Below are 17117 nucleotides of genomic sequence, written 5' to 3'. Positions count from 1 at the left end.
ACTGCGAGTAATTTTGTCGCCACTTAAATATTCATTCCACTATTTCCTTGTTTTTACGGAAGGTATCTATGGCTAAAGCCAATGAAATTAAGCGCGGCGCCGCAATCAGCTACAATGGAAAACTATTATTAGTTAAAGACATCGACATTCAATCACCCAGCGCACGCGGTGCCAGCACGCTATATAAGATGCGTTTTACTGATATTCGTACTGGTCAAAAAGTGGAAGAACGTTTCAAAGGCGATGACATTCTTGAAACCATTACATTGACCCGCCGTGGTGTCAGTTTTTCTTATATTGATGGTGATGAATATATCTTTATGGATGACGAAGATTTCACCCCTTATCACTTCAAAAAAGATCAAATCGAAGAAGAACTGCTATTTATCCCCGAAGAAGGTCTACCAGGAATGCAGGTTCTGACAATGGATGGGCAATTGTTAGCGCTTGAATTGCCTCAAACTGTTGATATGGTCATTGAGGAAACATCACCAGGTATTAAAGGAGCATCAGCGAGTGCTCGCACTAAACCGGCTAAAATGAGTACAGGATTGACGATTCAAGTTCCTGAATATTTGAGTTCTGGTGAAAAAATCCGCATTCATATTGCAGAGCGTCGTTATATGGGACGTTGTGACTAATTCTTTATCCTGAAATATGAGTTGCTCTTTGTATCGCACGTTATTCTCGTCAAAAGAGCAACTCATGGTTTTTGAAGTTAGAAGTAATCCACATTAACAATTGCCACACGTTTCTGATTATCAGTCCACTTCACTCTGGAAACACCTATGTTACCAGGAAGCATGACATCGCCTTTCGTTTTGTGAGTTGAAATGATGTGTTTAACAGTGAGATTTTTACCTAATCGATAGCAAGAGATATTGGCTTGAGTGTTTGTTATAACAACTTGACATCCTGGATCAACAATCGCACCTGAAAACCGAATGATTCCTCCGTTAGATTCGGCATATCCATAAGAAAGCCATGAAACTAATAAACAACTCATTAACAGCTTAAGATAATTTTTCATGGTGACCTCACTTTCGTTTTTCCATTAACTAAAACTCAGCTACCTTTTATTCCTTCATCTCCATAATAACTATTTCATGTAAGAAAAATACGACATTGAGAACTTTTATTGATAAATATCAAAAGTCATTTTTTAATTAAAAAATAGGCACACTATTATTACTGATTAATTAAAAAAACTGTTATTAATAGCCATTATTTGAACTAAATCACGGATAAGTTTATTGATTTTATATTATATTATTTAGCTAGAATAAATAATTATTATACTTTTATGTAACATTTAATGATAAGTTATAGTAACAATCCCCAATTCCTTATTTTTTCCCACCCATTTTATTTCGTCTTTTCCGATGTGTTTTTCAATCAATAACGGGGATTTTCTATCTTTTTGATATTCTATCATTTTCTCTTTAATTAATTGCTTACCATTATACCAACAGATTATCTCAGCATACTTTTTATCCCAACTCAGTTGGCATGGGGATTCAACAATAGCACCATGAAAATAAATAGTTCTAGAACTGGAAGTTGATGGAGAATTCGCCATTACAGGAGAATAAGATAAAGACATGAACAAAAAAGTCGTCATTTTTCGTAACATAAGCATTCAACCTCCACTACAAGTGTTGTTATCTTTTTCCAACTTTAGCCCCGCGCCAATTTGAAAACCAGATAATGGTGTAACGCTCTGCTCTATAACGATATAACGTCAAATGAAACTTTTTCTTTAATTATTTATTAACTACAACCACAATTCGATATAATGCGCTAATAATTTAGGATATGATAAAATCAGTTGATGGTTATATAATGATAGTCAGACACCAATATTGCATCAAATATATATTAGCGGTACTGCAATAGAGATTTAGCTATTTTTTCGATATCACAAAACTAGTTATACGCATTAAACTTCAAGTTGCAATTTACAACACGCTATGAAACCTGATTTCTCCCCGCTTCGCGGGGAGAAATCACACGCATCTTAACGTTAGATTGGTATACATCTTTAATAACGACAAAACTTAGTAAGGATACAAATATTCTGATACAACTACACCTTGATCACAGTATTCGATGGTTATTACGCTTTCCCATAAATTTTGTTATAGTCCCTTCCCTAGTTAACCCCATATTATGTGTTAAATAGGTATCTCATGACTCGCAGTCACTCATTCGCTATACTCATTCTCAATATCCTTGGTATTGCCCTGTTTCTCTCATGGTATTTGCCTGAGAACCACGGCTTTTGGTTCCATATTGATTCTGCTATTTTTTATTTTTTTAATGAAAAATTACTGCCAGATTCGAAATTTTCCCTATTTGTCGCTATCGCGAATATTAGAGCATTCGATGTTATATCACTTTTATGCATGGGATTACTTTATTATAGTGCATTTCGCAAACAGAATTATGCCGGCAAGCGCCGACTTTTCATGATTGGATTAGTCATGCTGATATCTGCCATTATCATTAATCAAATAGGCCATAAAATCCCTGTCAGCCGCCCAAGCCCAACGTTGACATTTGAAAATGTGAATCGCATAAACGAAATGACAAGCTGGCATACCAAAGATGCATCCAAAGACAGTTTTCCTGGTGATCACGGGTTAATGCTCTTAATTTTCAGCAGCTTCATTCTGCGTTATATCTCCCGCAGTGCATTTTGCATTGCTCTACTGATTATGATTGTTTTTGCTCTTCCCCGTATTATGGCAGGAGCCCACTGGTTTACAGACATTGCAGTAGGCTCTTTATCTTTAACGCTGATCGGCATGAGCTGGGTATTGCTAACCCCATTAAGTGATATGATGGCAATATGGCTAGACAAGAAATTACCGCATATTAAACGTAATAATTAAACTTGTCATATTGAGGAGATATCCGTTAACTCCTCAATATCACCTCATATTCATCAAAACAGTATAAAATAGCAACAACCCATTCTAACCTATTAGTTCCTAATCTAATTTTTTGTAAAGAACTCTTTTTGTCTCTCGCTTTTTATTCATGATTTCAGTAATCTTTCCTGCGTTCTGTCTATTAAAATAATATGTTTTGTAAAGATAATAATAAAATGCGTTACTTCGCACATTTTATAGACAGAAAATTTGTTAATTCGCCCTATTCTGACTAGGCTTTAAAACATTCAATGTTTTCATGATAGTGATAAGTCACTGTAAGGACTGCAAGGGAACATCAATAAATGGTTAAATCGAAACCCATGCTGAGATACATCTTGCGGCTAATACCCGCAGTTATAGCAACAATAGCACTGACTGCATGTAGTTCACCAGATTCTAACCTACGCAATAACCACACTGAGGTGCATGCAGTAAACACTGGAAAGCACTATTTACTGCAAGCATCTCAGGATGAATTTGAAAATCTGGTCAATAAGTTAGATATCAAGTCTAAAATACTCAGCCAATACGCAGACTGGAAAGGTGTAGCCTATCGGCTTGGTGGAAATACCAAACGTGGCATTGATTGTTCTGCTTTTGTGCAACGTACTTTTCATGATCAATTTGGTATGGAGTTACCACGTTCCACGTCAGAACAGCAGAATATAGGGCAAACCGTGAGTCGCTCTAAATTACGGGCGGGGGACTTAGTGCTGTTCAAGACAGGGGCTCGCAGGCGCCATGTTGGTATCTACATCGGCAATAATCAATTTGTCCATGCATCAACCAGTAATGGGGTTGTCGTTTCTAAATTGACCGATACTTACTGGAATAAACGTTACTATGGTGCAAGACGAGTGTTATCAGATAACATAAAAGCCTCGATTTAACCAACACCTAAAACGTTTTACAACTGAAATTTTCCCTTGCAAACATTAAAAAACGCTTCCATTCTTGAAGAAGCGTTTTTTATCAATGGATAAAATTATAGTGGATACAGCGCAGTTATATTTTCCGCAATTGCAGCACCTAACGTCTTCAGACGACATATCACCGCACTTTCATCTTCCTTAGCAAAAAACAAACATGGTTCTCCTTCCCATTCAATCACAGCACTTGGTATCTGCATATCAGCGATAGACTGATTTATAACATGCAAAATTTCTCGTGCTTCTTCGCCTTCATGACTTAATAATTTTAGCCCCATCAGGCTATTTCCTAAATCTGTTTCTTCTGCTGGTAAAATCTCAACTTTTGTACCAACGAAGCCAGTTGACCACCGATAACTTTGCGGCAGTCTGTGTACTACCGAAAGTTGGATATTATTCACGTATCATTCCTATCATATCGATTCGTCAAAACCGAATAACCGCCCAACAAAAAAGTAAACAAAAGGTTAAAATAAAAATTACGTTACCGTACTTACTTCGCTTTCCACTTCAAAAAAAGTGCGACCTACCTCGCATTTTATATATATTTATACTGTTTAGGTAAAAAATTCAACTTATTTTTATTCAAAAAAGCAACCTTTAGTTCAAAATTTATTTACATATTTGTTTCTTTCAAACGTTACTGAATGACAAAAAAAGCATAATTTTTTTATTTACAACAGGTTAGATAAGAATAGTTCTATAACCTTCCATAGTTATAAAACCATGATGAAATGTTAACAAAAAACCAACATTCAACTACCAATTGAATATGATAGAGTGAATAGTTTTCTATATTTGTTTGATGATTGCTCGATATTTCCTGTTTATCAGCTTAATCAATAACCTCTTTAAAGGCTTAGAGCACGTTAGAAAAAACACTTAAACAAACATATCTTTTTTCTTTGATACGAAAAAAAGAGCATCTGATAATAAACAAAAGGCCATCCCATACTGGCAGATGACCCCTAAAAACCATTTTACATCTAAGATTATTATTCTCAGCACATGCCCTGATTATTTATGCAACTTACCGCGTGCATAGATAATCAGCATCATTGCTAATGTCACGCATAATGCCATTGAACCTACCATCGGCCAGGCACTCTCTTCTGGCAATAAAGACAAAATAGCACCTACCGATGCAGCAATACCGAAACGGATAGTCCCGGCCAATGAAGAAACTGTTCCAGCCATATGGGGATAATCGTCCAACACAACAGCCATAGTGTTAGACGTAATCATGGAAATTCCGCTGATATAAATGGCAACCCCCATCACCAGAGAAATAAATCCCAAATCAAACAGGGTACTAAACAGCAACCATAAGCCCATGACAAATTGAACAAACAGGCCAATATGCAACATTTTTAATGGACCATATTTACGTACGCACTGGCTATTGATAGTTGCCATGATGAACAGAAAAATAATATTCAGCCCAAAATAGTAACCAAAATGCTGCGCAGGTACACCGTTCAGTTTGATGTATACAAATGCACCAACACTGAGAAAAGAAAACATTCCCGCGAAGGAAAAACCACTCGCTAAGATGTAACAGAGTACCTGGCGTTGCCGAAACAGCATGACGAACTGTCTTACAGTAGTTTTTAAGTTAAATTTTTGCCTTTTCTCTTTAGGTAATGTCTCTTCTATGAAGAGAGCCACCAGGGTAACAGTAATGACTGCAACCAGGGCAATCGACCAGAAAATAGCATGCCAGTTAAACCATACCATCAATATCCCACCCAACATGGGAGCCAATAACGGGGCGATGATCATCACCAATGTCACAAAAGACATGCTGCGGGAAAACTCCTCTTTTGTGAATCTATCGCGCATCAAAGCGTTGATGACAACACCGGCAGCCGCAGCAGAAAATCCATGTAAAAAGCGCATGGAAATAAAAGTATCAATATCTTGTGCTAAAGCACATGCAGCAGAAGAGATAGCAAAGACAATAACACCGCCCAAAATGACGGGCTTACGTCCCAAACTATCCGACATTGGGCCATAAATCATTTGCCCAATAGCAAAGCCCAAAATATAGCTACTCAGCGTCATTTGAACTAAACCGTCATTGACACCAAAATTCTCAGCAATCGTTGGCATACTCGGCAAATACATATCAATTGCCAATGGCATTAACATAGAAAGCAAACCAAGGATCAAGACTAATCCCAAATAGGACGAACGCTGTTGTTGCACGCAGTTACTCCTGAATCAATTGAAGGATAAAAAATTAAGGGGTTGGCATTTGTATGCTGTTGATTTCATTATCAGTCAGCGCCCGATATTCTCCTGACTCCAAGGCAGGATCGAGATAAATTTCGCCGATTCGTTCCCGATGAAGTGCAACAACATGATTCCCCACTGCGGCAAACATGCGTTTTACTTGGTGATAACGTCCTTCGCTAATAGTTAAACGAACAAGTTGAGGCTCGATAATTTCCATTTGTGCGGGTTTTGTCAGTGTTTTTTCTCCATTTAACTGCACCCCTGCCAGAAACTTTTGCTCAGTATCCCCAGAGACAGGGTGTTCCAACGTCACAAGATACGTTTTTTCGCAGTGATGTTTGGGGGATGTAATACGGTGTGACCATTGACCATCATCAGTCAATAAAACCAACCCTGTCGTATCGATATCCAAACGCCCTGCTGAATGTAATTTATGGGCAACAGGCTCGTCGATAAAATACAAAATTGTCGGGTTTGACGGATCATCTGTCGAACATACATATCCCTGGGGTTTATTCAGCATAAAATAACGAGGGCCATTGAGTTGTTGCAATATCGCACCATCATAGGCAACTTGCTGATCGGGCTTCAATTTATAGGCTCCTGTTTTGATGATCTCATCATCGACAGTGACTAGCCCTGCCCGCAATTCGCGCCCCACATCGTTGCGGCTAATACCTAATTGTTGTGATAAAAATTTATCCAATCGCATGAATAGATGTACCTGACAAAAATAAACACAGATGAACATGCCCTTGATATTATGAACAACCTCAAGGCCACTATTGGGATACAAGATTAAACAGATAATTTATAGAAAAATCATCACGCCGGTAACTATAGCAACAATAAGTTACACGCTATAGCCCACCTGATCCTAGAAAAATAATGATGAATGATTTCTCGACGGCAGGCTTCAATGAAAAATGTTATTCTCTACCGTAATTATCTTTTACCTGATATTTGTGACAGTAACATAAAAATGACTTTTACTTTACGTCCTTATCAACAAGAAGCGGTAGACGCGACCATTCGCTATTTTCGCCAGCACAGAGATCCCGCCGTTATTGTTTTACCAACAGGGGCAGGTAAAAGCCTTGTCATCGCGGAATTGGCAAAGCTGGCACATGGCCGTGTTTTGGTACTGGCACATGTCAAAGAACTTGTTGCGCAGAATCACAGCAAATATTGTGCTTATGGATTGGATGCAGATATTTTTTCCGCAGGGCTAAATCAAAAACAAAGTACAGGAAAAGTGGTTTTTGGCAGTATTCAGTCTATTGCCCGCAACCTGGATTGCTTTGACCACCATTTTTCACTGTTAATCATCGATGAATGCCACCGTATCAGTGATGACGAGAACAGCCAATACCAACAAATTATCCAACAACTTCGAAAAAACAATCCCCAAATCCGCATCTTGGGTTTAACCGCAACACCTTATCGCCTTAGTGCTGGCTGGATATATCACTATCATTATCATGGCATGATCCGTGGTGATGAACGTAGTTTTTTTCGCGATTGTATTTATGATCTTCCATTGCGTTATATGATTAAGCATCATTTTCTGGTTTCTCCAGAAAGATTGGACATGCCTATAATGCAATATGATTTCAGTCAGGTACGAGCCAGTCAGCAAGGGATATTCAATGAAGCGGAATTAAATCGGGAGCTTAAACGCCAAAAGCGTATCACTCCTCATATCGTTAGACAGATCATTGAATATGCACAAAATCGAAAAGGTGTGATGATTTTCGCCGCGACAGTCGAACATGCCAAAGAAATCTTCCAATTGCTGCCTACAGGACAAGCCGCATTAGTCAGCGCAGAGACACCACCATCTGAACGGGATCGCTTAATTACGGCATTCAAAGAACAGCAACTTCGCTATATGGTCAATGTTGCCGTACTCACAACAGGATTCGATGCTCCTCATGTCGATTTAATCGCCATATTGCGCCCAACAGAATCGGTCAGCCTTTATCAGCAGATCGTCGGGCGCGGCTTACGTTTATTTCCTGACAAAAAAGATTGCTTGATTTTGGACTATGCAGGCAATCCCCACGATCTTTACACGCCTGAAATCGGTAACAGTAAACCCAACTCACAAAGCCAACCCGTTCAAGTATTTTGCCCTATCTGTCAATTTGCGAATACTTTCTGGGGGATATGCACGACAGATGGAGAGATCGTTGAGCATTTTGGGCGACGCTGCCAAGGTTGGGAAGAAGACGAACATGGAAAACGTCAACAATGTGATTTCCGTTTCCGTTTTAAATCATGCCCTCATTGCGGTGCAGAAAACGATATCGCGGCTCGACGCTGCCATCGTTGTGAAGAAGTGCTCGTCGATCCCGATGATATGCTGAAAGCAGCCTTAAAACTAAAAGATGCCCTGGTGCTACGTTGTGGTGGTATGCAATTAACACCAGGTCACGACAGTAAAGGGGAATGGTTAAAAATCACCTATTACGATGAAGATGGTGCGGACGTATCTGAATTGTTCCGTTTATCAACCTCAGCCCAAAAGAAAGTGTTTGAACTGCAATTCCTTCGCCAACATCAACGTGCACCAGGAACCGTTTTTCACTGGAGAGCAGCGGCAGACGTTGCTAATCAATTTTCTTTATTACGTCATCCTGATTTTGTTGTCGCACGTAAAAAAGAGCAATTTTGGCAAATTAGAGAAAAGATTTTTGACTATCAAGGGCGATTTAGACGGGCTGATGACTTGTATTAAATATGCCAGATAGACCATCCACTGACTCACTGGAAAACAGATTTATATTTGCTGTCATATCGGTTTTTCGCTAGAATGCCGCCCGCCTAACATAATAATACATGTTAAGCCAAGTATCGAACCTGCTGCTGGGTCGCCTGTAGCAGGGTTTATTTTCTTCTTTTACAGAGAAAAAATAATGTTAACTATTAATGCAGAAGTACGTAAAGAGCAGGGCAAAGGTGCGAGCCGCCGCCTGCGTAAAGCTAACAAGTTTCCAGCAATCATCTATGGTGGTAACCAAGAGCCAGTTTCTATCGAACTGGATCACGATGCAGTTATCAACCACGAAAGCAAGCCAGAATTTTACGAAGTTCTGACCCTAGTTGTTGATGGTAAAGAAACTAAAGTTAAAGTGCAGGCAGTACAGCGTCATCCGTTTAAACCTAAACTGACGCACATCGATTTCCTGCGTGCTTAATTAGCCACAGTCGAGCTTTTATCGGGACGCCGAGTAAATAACGCCGCAATTGCGGCGTTATTTATTTTTACAGCGGCCAATCTAGCGATTACCACCATGACGTTGCAATTGATCACGCAGATTCGGGGGCGTTCCCTTAATCGTCAATGTATCTGTGACTGGGTCCCAAAAAATTCGCTCTCCCATCAACATGGCATCAAAATTAATGGTTAACCCTCCCCCACTACCGGCAAATTTCGTTAATTGGCGCAATGTTCCGCGATCAGCCGGAAAACTCTCTTCCAATTCATAGCCCTTATCCTGCGAAAATTGCTGAAAATCTTGCCCATCTAACGAGGGTAACTCTTGGGCTAAATCTTGTAACTTAATTTCCTCGCCTGCCTGTAATTGTTCATTACAGTAACCATAAACTTGCTGACGATAAGCCTGGCGTTCATTTTTATCTAACTGTGCCGATTCACAATAATCATCTAAAGCCTGCAACAAACCTTTATTTTGAACTTTGGCATTCATACCTTCACTGGCGGCCAGGAAATCCATAAAAAAGTCAGAAACCTTGCGCCCTACCCGCCCTTTTAAAAAAGTCAGATAACGGCTGGATTCAGGATTGGTTTCCCATTCAGTTAGATCGATTCTTGCAATGATATCAGCATGAGGAATATCAAGATATTGCGTTGTATTTACATCAAGTTCATCGTTGACGGATGTGCTGTTACAACTGTTAAGAACAGCAATCAGTAAATATTCCACAGCAAGATAACGATATTGGCAAAACAATACCGTTCCCCCTTCTGCAAATGGATACTTCGCCAGCTCATCTTTTAAGCGAACAGTTGCAGCCCGGCTAAAACCGAGAAAGTCGTCATCTCCTTTACGTAGATGACGGAGTGCTCCCGCCAGTTCACTTTCTTCATTGAACAAACCGTAAGCTTTACTTTTCGCGCTATATACACGATGCAACTCTACCATCATCTCTTCAACCACTTGATTAGTATCTAGCAAAGCATCACGCAAAATCACTTCCAACGTCTGTTCATCACGCTTAATCAACCGATGTAGCGCGATCTGGGTAATTTCCAGGCTCATTATCTATACTCCTTTTGCAGCTTTGGCCATATAGGGCCACGCGGTTAGCGGCGTATTCAAACATCGTTATCTTTCTGCTGCAACTAAAAACCCAAGCGATGAAAAATACTCGCCATTTAATTGTCAACATCCTACATATCAAAGAATAAAATGATGCAACATATTCAATATTTGCAACAACTCTGGCAGCAGACAGGTAATTTGTCATAAAAAAAGCAGAAAATCCCCCCTCTATACGGTAAGATATGGGGCTTTGTACATCCAGGATATGATTTATGCCACAGTCATCTCGCTATAGCGATGAAAAAGTTGAACATTTATTAACTGAATTAGTAAATGTTTTCGAGAAAGACCATACTCCAACTGACCTGACCTTGATGGTTTTGGGTAATATGGTCACAAATTTGATCAATACGAGTATTACTCCTGCACAACGCAGACATATTGCAGACTCGTTCGCACACGCGTTGCAATCTTCAATCAACGAAGATAAAGCGCATTAATCTTCATTAACACGTTGACGTAAAGAAAATATGGTGACTAGCTGTCAGCATTACCGCGAAAAAGTTTCTCAGATGATCAGTTGGGGACACTGGTTCGCACTGTTCAACATTATGTTCAGTCTTGTGCTGGGCAGTCGCTATCTATTTGCATCTGACTGGCCGGGTTCACTGTTTGGTCGCATCTACGCGCTGGTCAGTTGGCTCGGCCATTTCAGTTTCATTGTCTTTGCCATCTATTTACTTATTCTATTCCCACTGACATTTATCGTTATATCTCAACGGCTAATGAGGTTTCTTTCAGCCGCATTAGCAACGGCAGGCTTAACACTACTGATATTCGATTCCTCGGTTTATATTCGCTTTCACCTGCATTTAACCCCATTGGTTTGGGATTTAATCACCAACCCAGAACAAGGTGAGTTAGCAAGGGAATGGCAACTGATGTTCATCTGTATTCCTTTAATTTTTCTAATACAGATGCTTTTTGGTACATGGAGTTGGCAAAAGTTACGCAGCCTAAACCGCCAACGATTTGGTAAGCCATTGGCCGCAGTATTTATTACTGCTTTTGTCGCTTCGCACCTCATGTACATCTGGGCAGATGCTAATTTCTACCGCCCGATTACTATGCAGCGCTCAAACTTACCTATTTCTTATCCAATGACCGCCCGCAAGTTCCTTGAAAAGCATGGCCTATTGGATAAGCAAGAATTTCAACGCCGCATCAACCAACAAGGTAATCCTACAGCCTTGGGCGTCAATTATCCGCTAAACGATTTATCTTATCAGGATGCCGGGCGCGGTTATAACTTACTTCTGCTTGTCGTGGATGGGTTAGATTATCAAGACATCACCCAGGATATGCCAACTCTGGAACATTTCGCGAAAAACAATATCCAGTTCACTCAACATTTCAGCACAGGCATTCAAGATGACACGGCATTGTTTGGTCTATTCTATGGCATATCATCGGGTTATCTGGACGGCATTCTTAACGCCAGGAAATCCTCGGCGCTCATTGATGCTCTGACACATCAAGGGTATCAATTTGGCCTTTTTTCTTCAGATGGATTTCAGACACCACTTTATCGCCAGGCCATACTGACCGACTATTCATTGCCAGAAACTAAAAAGCAAAATGATAACTTAACGGTGACGCAATGGAGCCAATGGCTGGATCTGCGCAATGGTTCCACACCATGGTTCTCATTTCTAGATATTAACGGCTTTATGCCTTCATCCGGAAAATTTGATAAGAAAGCGCTGGATACTGAAATAAACCACGTTTTAGAGGCCTTGGAAACTAAAGGTGACTTAGATAAAACAATCATTGTGATTACAGCTAAACAGAGTAAAGGCACAACAAGTAACAAAACAAAATGGTTTACGGGTGACAAATTCAATCGTGAACAGATCCATGTTCCCCTGATAATTCAATGGCCTGGCACTCCGGCACAAACTATCGATAAATTGACTAGTCATCAAGATATCATGACAACCTTAATGCTCCGTTTATTGCACGTTACTAATTCTCCAGAAGATTATTCCCAAGGCGAAGATCTCTTTAATGCCCAAAGAGAAAATCCATGGCTTATTACAGGTGATAATGGTTCATTAATTGTTACGATGGCCCAACATACTGTCTATCTTTCCAAGAATGGAGAATATCATCTGTATGATTTAGATGGTAATGAAATTCAGGATGCCAAACCAAACCTTGCCCAATTGTTACAAATATTAACGGAAGTAAAACGATTTTTAGCAAACTAATCGTTTAAAAATCAAGCACTCACTAAATTAGGGGCTTGCTTTGCAAATAAAAAACGGTAATATACGAGAAGTCATCGGCATGTAGCGCAGCTTGGTAGCGCACCGTCATGGGGTGTCGGGGGTCGTAGGTTCAAATCCTATCATGCCGACCAAATTTCCCTAGAAAAACCAACCTGTTAGGGTTGGTTTTTTTATGCTCCAAATTTGCTTGGGGTAAAATGGGGGTAAAATGGCCGACAAAAAATGATAAACACAGGCTAACTCTGGAGTGAGTTTTGTTATTGCTCAAAGGCGTTTGAAGCACCTTTTTTCTTGCTGTTTTTTCGATAGTTTCTGATTGAGATTCATTAGAAAAAATATTCATTGATATCTTCCCTATAGACCTTGACACCTACAGGATTCGAACCTGTGACCTACGGCTTAGAAGAAAGTAAGTCATAAAATATCACTCTGAAATATAAAGATTTATCCTTGCTCGCATCGCGTTTTGTGTCGTTCATTGCCTTTCAATGTCTTTGGTTGTCGTTAGTGTGTCGTTAGCAGAGACACAAAAACGACACAGTGATTTAAGCCAATCTATAAACAACATGATGCAGCGATCCCTATTTCATACCAAGTGTTTTCATCACTAAGTTGACTCAATGTAATCTATCATATACGATAAGTTAAATCTTATCATAAATGATAAGCCAATATTGAACCCTGAACATCTATCATATATGATAAATACAAAAAGGCAGACATGAGCTGGAATATTGATTTTTACCATGGAGTAATGGATAGCATTCTGGATATGCCTCCTAAGATTCAAGCAAGAATGCTAAAGCTGCTCGAATTAATGGAACAACATGGTGCTAACCTTGGATCTCCACATACTAAACCTATGGGTAATGGCTTGTTTGAAGTACGAGCAAAAGCTCAGGAAGGAATTAGTCGAGGCTTGTTCTGTTACCTTGATGGCTCAAATATCTACATTCTCCATGCTTTTGTTAAGAAGAGCCAAAAAACACCTAAGAAAGATTTAGACTTAGCCAAAAGCCGTATGAAAGAGGTGAAAAAATGAATCAATTACAATCCCTTAAAGCTAAAGCATTACAAAACCCAGAAGTGAAACAGGCTTATGATGAGTTAAATGATGAGTTTGAACTCATCAACACATTGCTTGGTATGCGCACTGAGGCGAAATTAACTCAACAGCAAGTTGCTGATCGAATGGGAACCAAAGAAAGTAACATTTCCCGACTGGAAAAAGGAAAAAGCAACCCAACGTTGAGCACGCTGGTAAATTATGCAAAAGCCTGCGGTTTTCAGCTCGATTTCAGCTACCGGCGCAATAGTTAAGCCGCATTACGCGGCTCATGTGTCAATCTAGCGTGGAATTACATTAAAAATTTATCGGCGTAAATATCGGGTGCTACTCAATCGGGTGGATTGCTCGACCGCCCCCGATATCCCATGGCCGGAACAGCCGAAATAATGGTAGGGGTACACAGCCCCTGATTGTTATTCTGGCGCTTTAGGCCAGTCAATGTTTGGTGCTACAGTCTACGCGGTTCAGGAGGACACAATACCGTTTCCATTCCGTCAGTTTGCTCTGTTCCGTATCCGTTGCCATCTGGAGATCGACAGCATATTGGAGTGGGGCTATGGCGTTTATAGCGTGTAACATGCGATAACGTTTTTCCGATTCAGCCCGCTGCTGTAGCTGTTCTGGCGTCGGAGGCGGATTGGTGATGGCGATAGCCTCAGCCTCAGTAATTGGAATTAAATCTGGTTTAACCCACGCGTCCTAAGAGCCGTCTGCAGTATATCCATATACCTGATTATCAATTGATTTGAAATATTTCATCATTGTCATTGTTATCGCAACTCCCGCCAATTTGTAATTTTATTACCAAATTCCGTCATCACTGAATAGGCCGCACCGACAGGTATGAGTGCACTGCCTACCCCGCGCTGAGCGCCGCCACTATTGGCCCCTCTAACCAGAGGAATATGTATAACAGCCCCGCCCTGTTTAAACGAAATGTTCGCAGTCGACTGTTCTGTCCCCTCGCGAGCGTCGCGGGATACCGATATAACAACAAATATGGGTCTGTTTGTATCATTGACGTACCACGCGCCAATCACCCGACTCGTTGTCACATGAACCCACGACTGTGCGTATCCGACGCCATGAGCAAAAATGGCGTCAGTTGTGGATTTTTGACTCATCACCACATCTGTTGCAGTGCCAGTTGACTGCACGATACGGGTTGGTGCGGGTATATCATCCAAACAGGCCAGAGTGCCGTTTTTTTGTGGAATACGGGCGTGAAACCACGCGTTATTTCCAACGCGGCTGGTTAGCTGTGGTTGGGGGTACGATGCGTTTAATTCAACCGTTGATGCACTGCCGCTGGCGCGGACGATATTGTTTCCTGTGATTTCACCCTCAGCAGAGACGGAGCCGCCCACCATGCCGCCTGTTTTGGGGTAGGCATTTTCCGCCAGCCGCTGCCAATGCATTAATGATTTCTCGCTGGACGCTATTAAACCACGGTGCCTCTAACAACGTCGGTGGTACACCTGCGGCCACATTCCCATTCGTGAATTCACCATTGCTGTCAGCGGTGTTTGTCACGTCACCTATTTTTTGCATAGAAAATCCTCATTCAGTTAAGGTGATAATAAATTGAGTTGATTATTAATTAATGGTTATAACCAAATTGTAGAATGGTATGAGATGGACTAATTTTTCGGAATTGGCATTCGAGTTTTTTATTTCCCCACGAACGCAATGGGTCACCGCAATAACTCCCACCTGCAACGGCGTAATTAATTGTTGTTGTTGGCGCATTAATACGCCAGACAAACGGCTAGTCATCGCCATTAATCGCAGTCCCACATGCGGACATGCCCGCGCGCGCCTGCCTAAATTCGGTGATCGTTATTTTAAATCCCAGCTCAGCCGCTAAACCAATAAAATACTCATTCGACTGGCCGCCCGTTCGCAGCAATTTAGAAACAACGGATTTTTGCCGCAATGAAAAACCGTTCATTCATCGATGACTGATAATCAGCTAATTCGATATTTTTTCCCTGCGCAACACCGCTGGCCGCCAATTTGTCACTGACACGAGTCAAAAATAAATTACCGTCCGGCGTGTCGTAATAGAGCAGAGCTGACCAGCGTGTGATGCGATCAATGATTTCCTGCGAGGATTCCCCCCAGTTCAGGGTAAATTGCGGCACGGATTTCATATCAGTCACGTCGGAGGTCACCTCAATGCCGTACCATTTCGCCAGTTTCTGGGCGATTTGTAGTGCCGTCGCTGAGGTAATGACGTTTTGTGGCCATTTAGCTGAGCAATCAACCAAATATTGCGCCCGCGGACAACGTCACTAACAACAACACCGTCATTTCGGTCACATATTGTTCGGCTGCCCCCTGATGATAACGAGCGTTTTTGAACGTAGTGAGTTTTTCAAAAATAGCAATTTTTCCCTCAGTGCTACCAGCGGACTGGATAATCACATTTACCACTTGACCAACCGATTCACTGATTGCCTCTATGGTCGTCGCAGTCGCTAATTTTTCAATGCTGTCAAAAATGGCCTTACGGCTCATCACCATCTCAGCCGTATTTTTTTTGATGAGCGTCACATCATTACGAGGTTCATCATCCAGTGAGCGAATTCCTGTTGCGCCCGATACTGTACCACCCAGTTTCCCTCTCTGATAACGTCCATACCGTTTGAGTCCAAAGGTGTTTTTCAGCATATCGCTGAAATTGGTTACTTCGTCAATAACACCGGTTACCATACCTATCCACTGGTTGATGGTTTGTTTGATGGTATTAACCCCCTGCACTATCGAGCGAATCTCGCCCCTCACCATCGCGATATATTTTGCTGCTGTGGTAGTAAACGTTCGCAGCCAGTTTTTTGAAACCTCAGTAGCGGATTTAGTGCTATTAGTAATAGCAAAAACCATCAATCCGGATTCAATTACCGTCAACGTGAACTCAAATACCCGCCCTGATTCCACGCTCTCCGTCATGCGTAACCCGCTCTCCGTCACACTGACCGTCAGTTCGCCCAGCGTCGGATGTACCAACGTGCCTGTTGAACCCGTCTCACAGGCCGCGACCAGATTTTTACGTTGGGTAATGACATCCGGTGCGTTATAGATCACGCTATCCTGAATAATAAAACCACGCAGAGTAATCCTACGGGTTGCCCGACCTAGATCTTCAATCCATGCTGTATCGCGGTAGGGATATTCATGTACAGCCTGACGCCGACCAAATACACTTTCACCGGATATGACGGCAAATGGTACACCACGAAATGACGCTGGGCACAAATACTCAACCCAGTTCCATGACGTATCGCTGCCCCCCCAGTAGGGAAGAAATGGCATCTTTAATAAAGGCCATATGAACCCTCTTTGAATAAAAAATTTTACTGTCA

General features: G+C 41.1%; 21 protein-coding genes, 1 tRNA gene and 2 pseudogenes. 11 read left to right on the top strand and 13 right to left on the bottom strand.

Annotated features, from left to right (window positions below; translation table 11 throughout):
* Nucleotides 1-68 precede the first annotated feature (68 nt).
* On the top strand, nt 69-641 hold the full coding sequence (yeiP, locus tag WDV74_RS05915) for an elongation factor P-like protein YeiP (protein ID WP_338885112.1): 573 nt from the start codon (nt 69-71) through the stop codon (nt 639-641).
* Nucleotides 642-718: 77 nt separating this feature from the next.
* Here the strand turns inward: yeiP and WDV74_RS05910 are convergent, their stop codons facing one another.
* Both WDV74_RS05910 and WDV74_RS05905 read right to left on the bottom strand, forming a co-directional pair.
* A complete protein-coding gene (locus tag WDV74_RS05910; protein WP_338885111.1) occupies nt 719-1030 on the bottom strand; it encodes a type 1 fimbrial protein in 312 nt (103 codons plus the stop codon).
* A 282-nt stretch (nt 1031-1312) separates the two neighbouring features.
* A complete protein-coding gene (locus WDV74_RS05905; RefSeq protein WP_338885110.1) occupies nt 1313-1633 on the bottom strand; it encodes a type 1 fimbrial protein in 321 nt (106 codons plus the stop codon).
* Between the two features lie 556 nt (nt 1634-2189).
* Between WDV74_RS05905 and WDV74_RS05900 the strand changes: the two genes are divergently transcribed.
* Nucleotides 2190-2894: a phosphatase PAP2 family protein gene (locus tag WDV74_RS05900; RefSeq protein ID WP_338885109.1), complete on the top strand. Its 705-nt coding sequence runs from the start codon at nt 2190-2192 to the stop codon at nt 2892-2894.
* A 344-nt stretch (nt 2895-3238) separates the two neighbouring features.
* Nucleotides 3239-3826, top strand: a complete 588-nt coding sequence (gene mepS / locus WDV74_RS05895; protein WP_338885108.1) for a bifunctional murein DD-endopeptidase/murein LD-carboxypeptidase — start codon at nt 3239-3241, stop codon at nt 3824-3826.
* 95 nt (nt 3827-3921) lie between these two features.
* On the opposite strand, the gene WDV74_RS05890 is transcribed toward mepS, so the two are convergent.
* From WDV74_RS05890 to rsuA, 3 genes are all read right to left on the bottom strand, one after another.
* On the bottom strand, nt 3922-4266 hold the full coding sequence (locus WDV74_RS05890) for a YejG family protein (RefSeq protein ID WP_193848728.1): 345 nt from the start codon (nt 4264-4266) through the stop codon (nt 3922-3924).
* A gap of 616 nt (nt 4267-4882) precedes the next feature.
* On the bottom strand, nt 4883-6073 hold the full coding sequence (locus WDV74_RS05885) for a Bcr/CflA family multidrug efflux MFS transporter (RefSeq protein WP_338885107.1): 1191 nt from the start codon (nt 6071-6073) through the stop codon (nt 4883-4885).
* A gap of 34 nt (nt 6074-6107) precedes the next feature.
* Nucleotides 6108-6815 (bottom strand): 16S rRNA pseudouridine(516) synthase RsuA, encoded by a 708-nt coding sequence (rsuA, locus tag WDV74_RS05880; RefSeq protein ID WP_338885106.1) that lies wholly within the window; start codon nt 6813-6815, stop codon nt 6108-6110.
* A gap of 270 nt (nt 6816-7085) precedes the next feature.
* On the opposite strand from rsuA, the gene WDV74_RS05875 reads away from it, so the two are divergent.
* Together WDV74_RS05875 and rplY are read left to right on the top strand one after the other, a co-directional pair.
* Entirely contained in the window at nt 7086-8843 is a 1758-nt protein-coding gene (locus WDV74_RS05875; RefSeq protein WP_338885548.1) for a DEAD/DEAH box helicase, read from the top strand.
* Nucleotides 8844-9021: 178 nt separating this feature from the next.
* A complete protein-coding gene (gene rplY, locus WDV74_RS05870; RefSeq protein WP_338885105.1) occupies nt 9022-9303 on the top strand; it encodes a 50S ribosomal protein L25 in 282 nt (93 codons plus the stop codon).
* A gap of 81 nt (nt 9304-9384) precedes the next feature.
* Here rplY and yejK read toward each other — a convergent pair whose 3' ends face one another.
* Entirely contained in the window at nt 9385-10389 is a 1005-nt protein-coding gene (gene yejK / locus WDV74_RS05865) for a nucleoid-associated protein YejK (protein ID WP_338885104.1), read from the bottom strand.
* A 275-nt stretch (nt 10390-10664) separates the two neighbouring features.
* On the opposite strand from yejK, the gene WDV74_RS05860 reads away from it, so the two are divergent.
* The 3 genes from WDV74_RS05860 to WDV74_RS05850 all read left to right on the top strand — a co-directional run bounded on the left by WDV74_RS05860 (nt 10665) and on the right by WDV74_RS05850 (nt 12814).
* The gene (locus WDV74_RS05860; RefSeq protein ID WP_338885103.1) at nt 10665-10892 is read left to right on the top strand and encodes a YejL family protein; all 228 of its coding nucleotides are present in this window, start codon (nt 10665-10667) and stop codon (nt 10890-10892) included.
* 30 nt (nt 10893-10922) lie between these two features.
* A complete protein-coding gene (gene yejM, locus WDV74_RS05855) occupies nt 10923-12662 on the top strand; it encodes an LPS biosynthesis-modulating metalloenzyme YejM (protein WP_338885102.1) in 1740 nt (579 codons plus the stop codon).
* Between the two features lie 75 nt (nt 12663-12737).
* Nucleotides 12738-12814 (top strand) — tRNA-Pro (locus WDV74_RS05850).
* Here WDV74_RS05850 and WDV74_RS05845 read toward each other — a convergent pair.
* A complete protein-coding gene (locus WDV74_RS05845) occupies nt 12793-13026 on the bottom strand; it encodes a hypothetical protein (RefSeq protein WP_338885101.1) in 234 nt (77 codons plus the stop codon). The two genes, WDV74_RS05850 and WDV74_RS05845, sit on opposite strands and share 22 nt — an antisense overlap.
* 378 nt (nt 13027-13404) lie before the next feature.
* On the opposite strand from WDV74_RS05845, the gene WDV74_RS05840 reads away from it, so the two are divergent.
* The 3 genes and pseudogenes from WDV74_RS05840 to WDV74_RS05830 all read left to right on the top strand — a co-directional run.
* On the top strand, nt 13405-13725 hold the full coding sequence (locus WDV74_RS05840; RefSeq protein ID WP_338885100.1) for a type II toxin-antitoxin system RelE/ParE family toxin: 321 nt from the start codon (nt 13405-13407) through the stop codon (nt 13723-13725).
* On the top strand, nt 13722-14003 hold the full coding sequence (locus tag WDV74_RS05835; RefSeq protein WP_338885099.1) for a helix-turn-helix domain-containing protein: 282 nt from the start codon (nt 13722-13724) through the stop codon (nt 14001-14003). The genes WDV74_RS05840 and WDV74_RS05835 overlap by 4 nt, the downstream gene beginning before the upstream one ends.
* 58 nt (nt 14004-14061) lie before the next feature.
* Nucleotides 14062-14139 (top strand): annotated as a pseudogene (locus tag WDV74_RS05830) (tail fiber assembly protein); the annotation flags it as partial.
* 48 nt (nt 14140-14187) lie between these two features.
* Here the strand turns inward: WDV74_RS05830 and WDV74_RS05825 are convergent.
* From WDV74_RS05825 to WDV74_RS05800, 6 genes and pseudogenes are all read right to left on the bottom strand, one after another.
* A complete protein-coding gene (locus WDV74_RS05825; protein WP_338885547.1) occupies nt 14188-14397 on the bottom strand; it encodes a tail fiber assembly protein in 210 nt (69 codons plus the stop codon).
* A 125-nt stretch (nt 14398-14522) separates the two neighbouring features.
* Entirely contained in the window at nt 14523-15170 is a 648-nt protein-coding gene (locus tag WDV74_RS05820; RefSeq protein WP_338885098.1) for a hypothetical protein, read from the bottom strand.
* On the bottom strand, nt 15097-15303 hold the full coding sequence (locus tag WDV74_RS05815) for a hypothetical protein (protein ID WP_338885636.1): 207 nt from the start codon (nt 15301-15303) through the stop codon (nt 15097-15099). The genes WDV74_RS05820 and WDV74_RS05815 overlap by 74 nt, the downstream gene beginning before the upstream one ends.
* 45 nt (nt 15304-15348) lie before the next feature.
* Complete coding sequence (locus WDV74_RS05810) at nt 15349-15534, bottom strand: hypothetical protein (RefSeq protein WP_338885097.1); 186 nt, start codon at nt 15532-15534, stop codon at nt 15349-15351.
* A gap of 158 nt (nt 15535-15692) precedes the next feature.
* Nucleotides 15693-16034: pseudogene (locus WDV74_RS05805) on the bottom strand (phage tail protein); the annotation flags it as partial.
* Entirely contained in the window at nt 16015-17067 is a 1053-nt protein-coding gene (locus WDV74_RS05800; RefSeq protein WP_338885096.1) for a DNA circularization N-terminal domain-containing protein, read from the bottom strand. The pseudogene WDV74_RS05805 and the gene WDV74_RS05800, both read right to left, overlap by 20 nt.
* Between the last annotated feature and the right edge of the window lie 50 nt (nt 17068-17117).

This window comes from Xenorhabdus sp. TH1 (assembly GCF_037260955.1).
GTDB lineage: Bacteria > Pseudomonadota > Gammaproteobacteria > Enterobacterales > Enterobacteriaceae > Xenorhabdus > Xenorhabdus griffiniae.
Note: the sequence above shows the minus strand (reverse complement) of the source record. Positions and strands in the feature narration are given on the sequence as shown.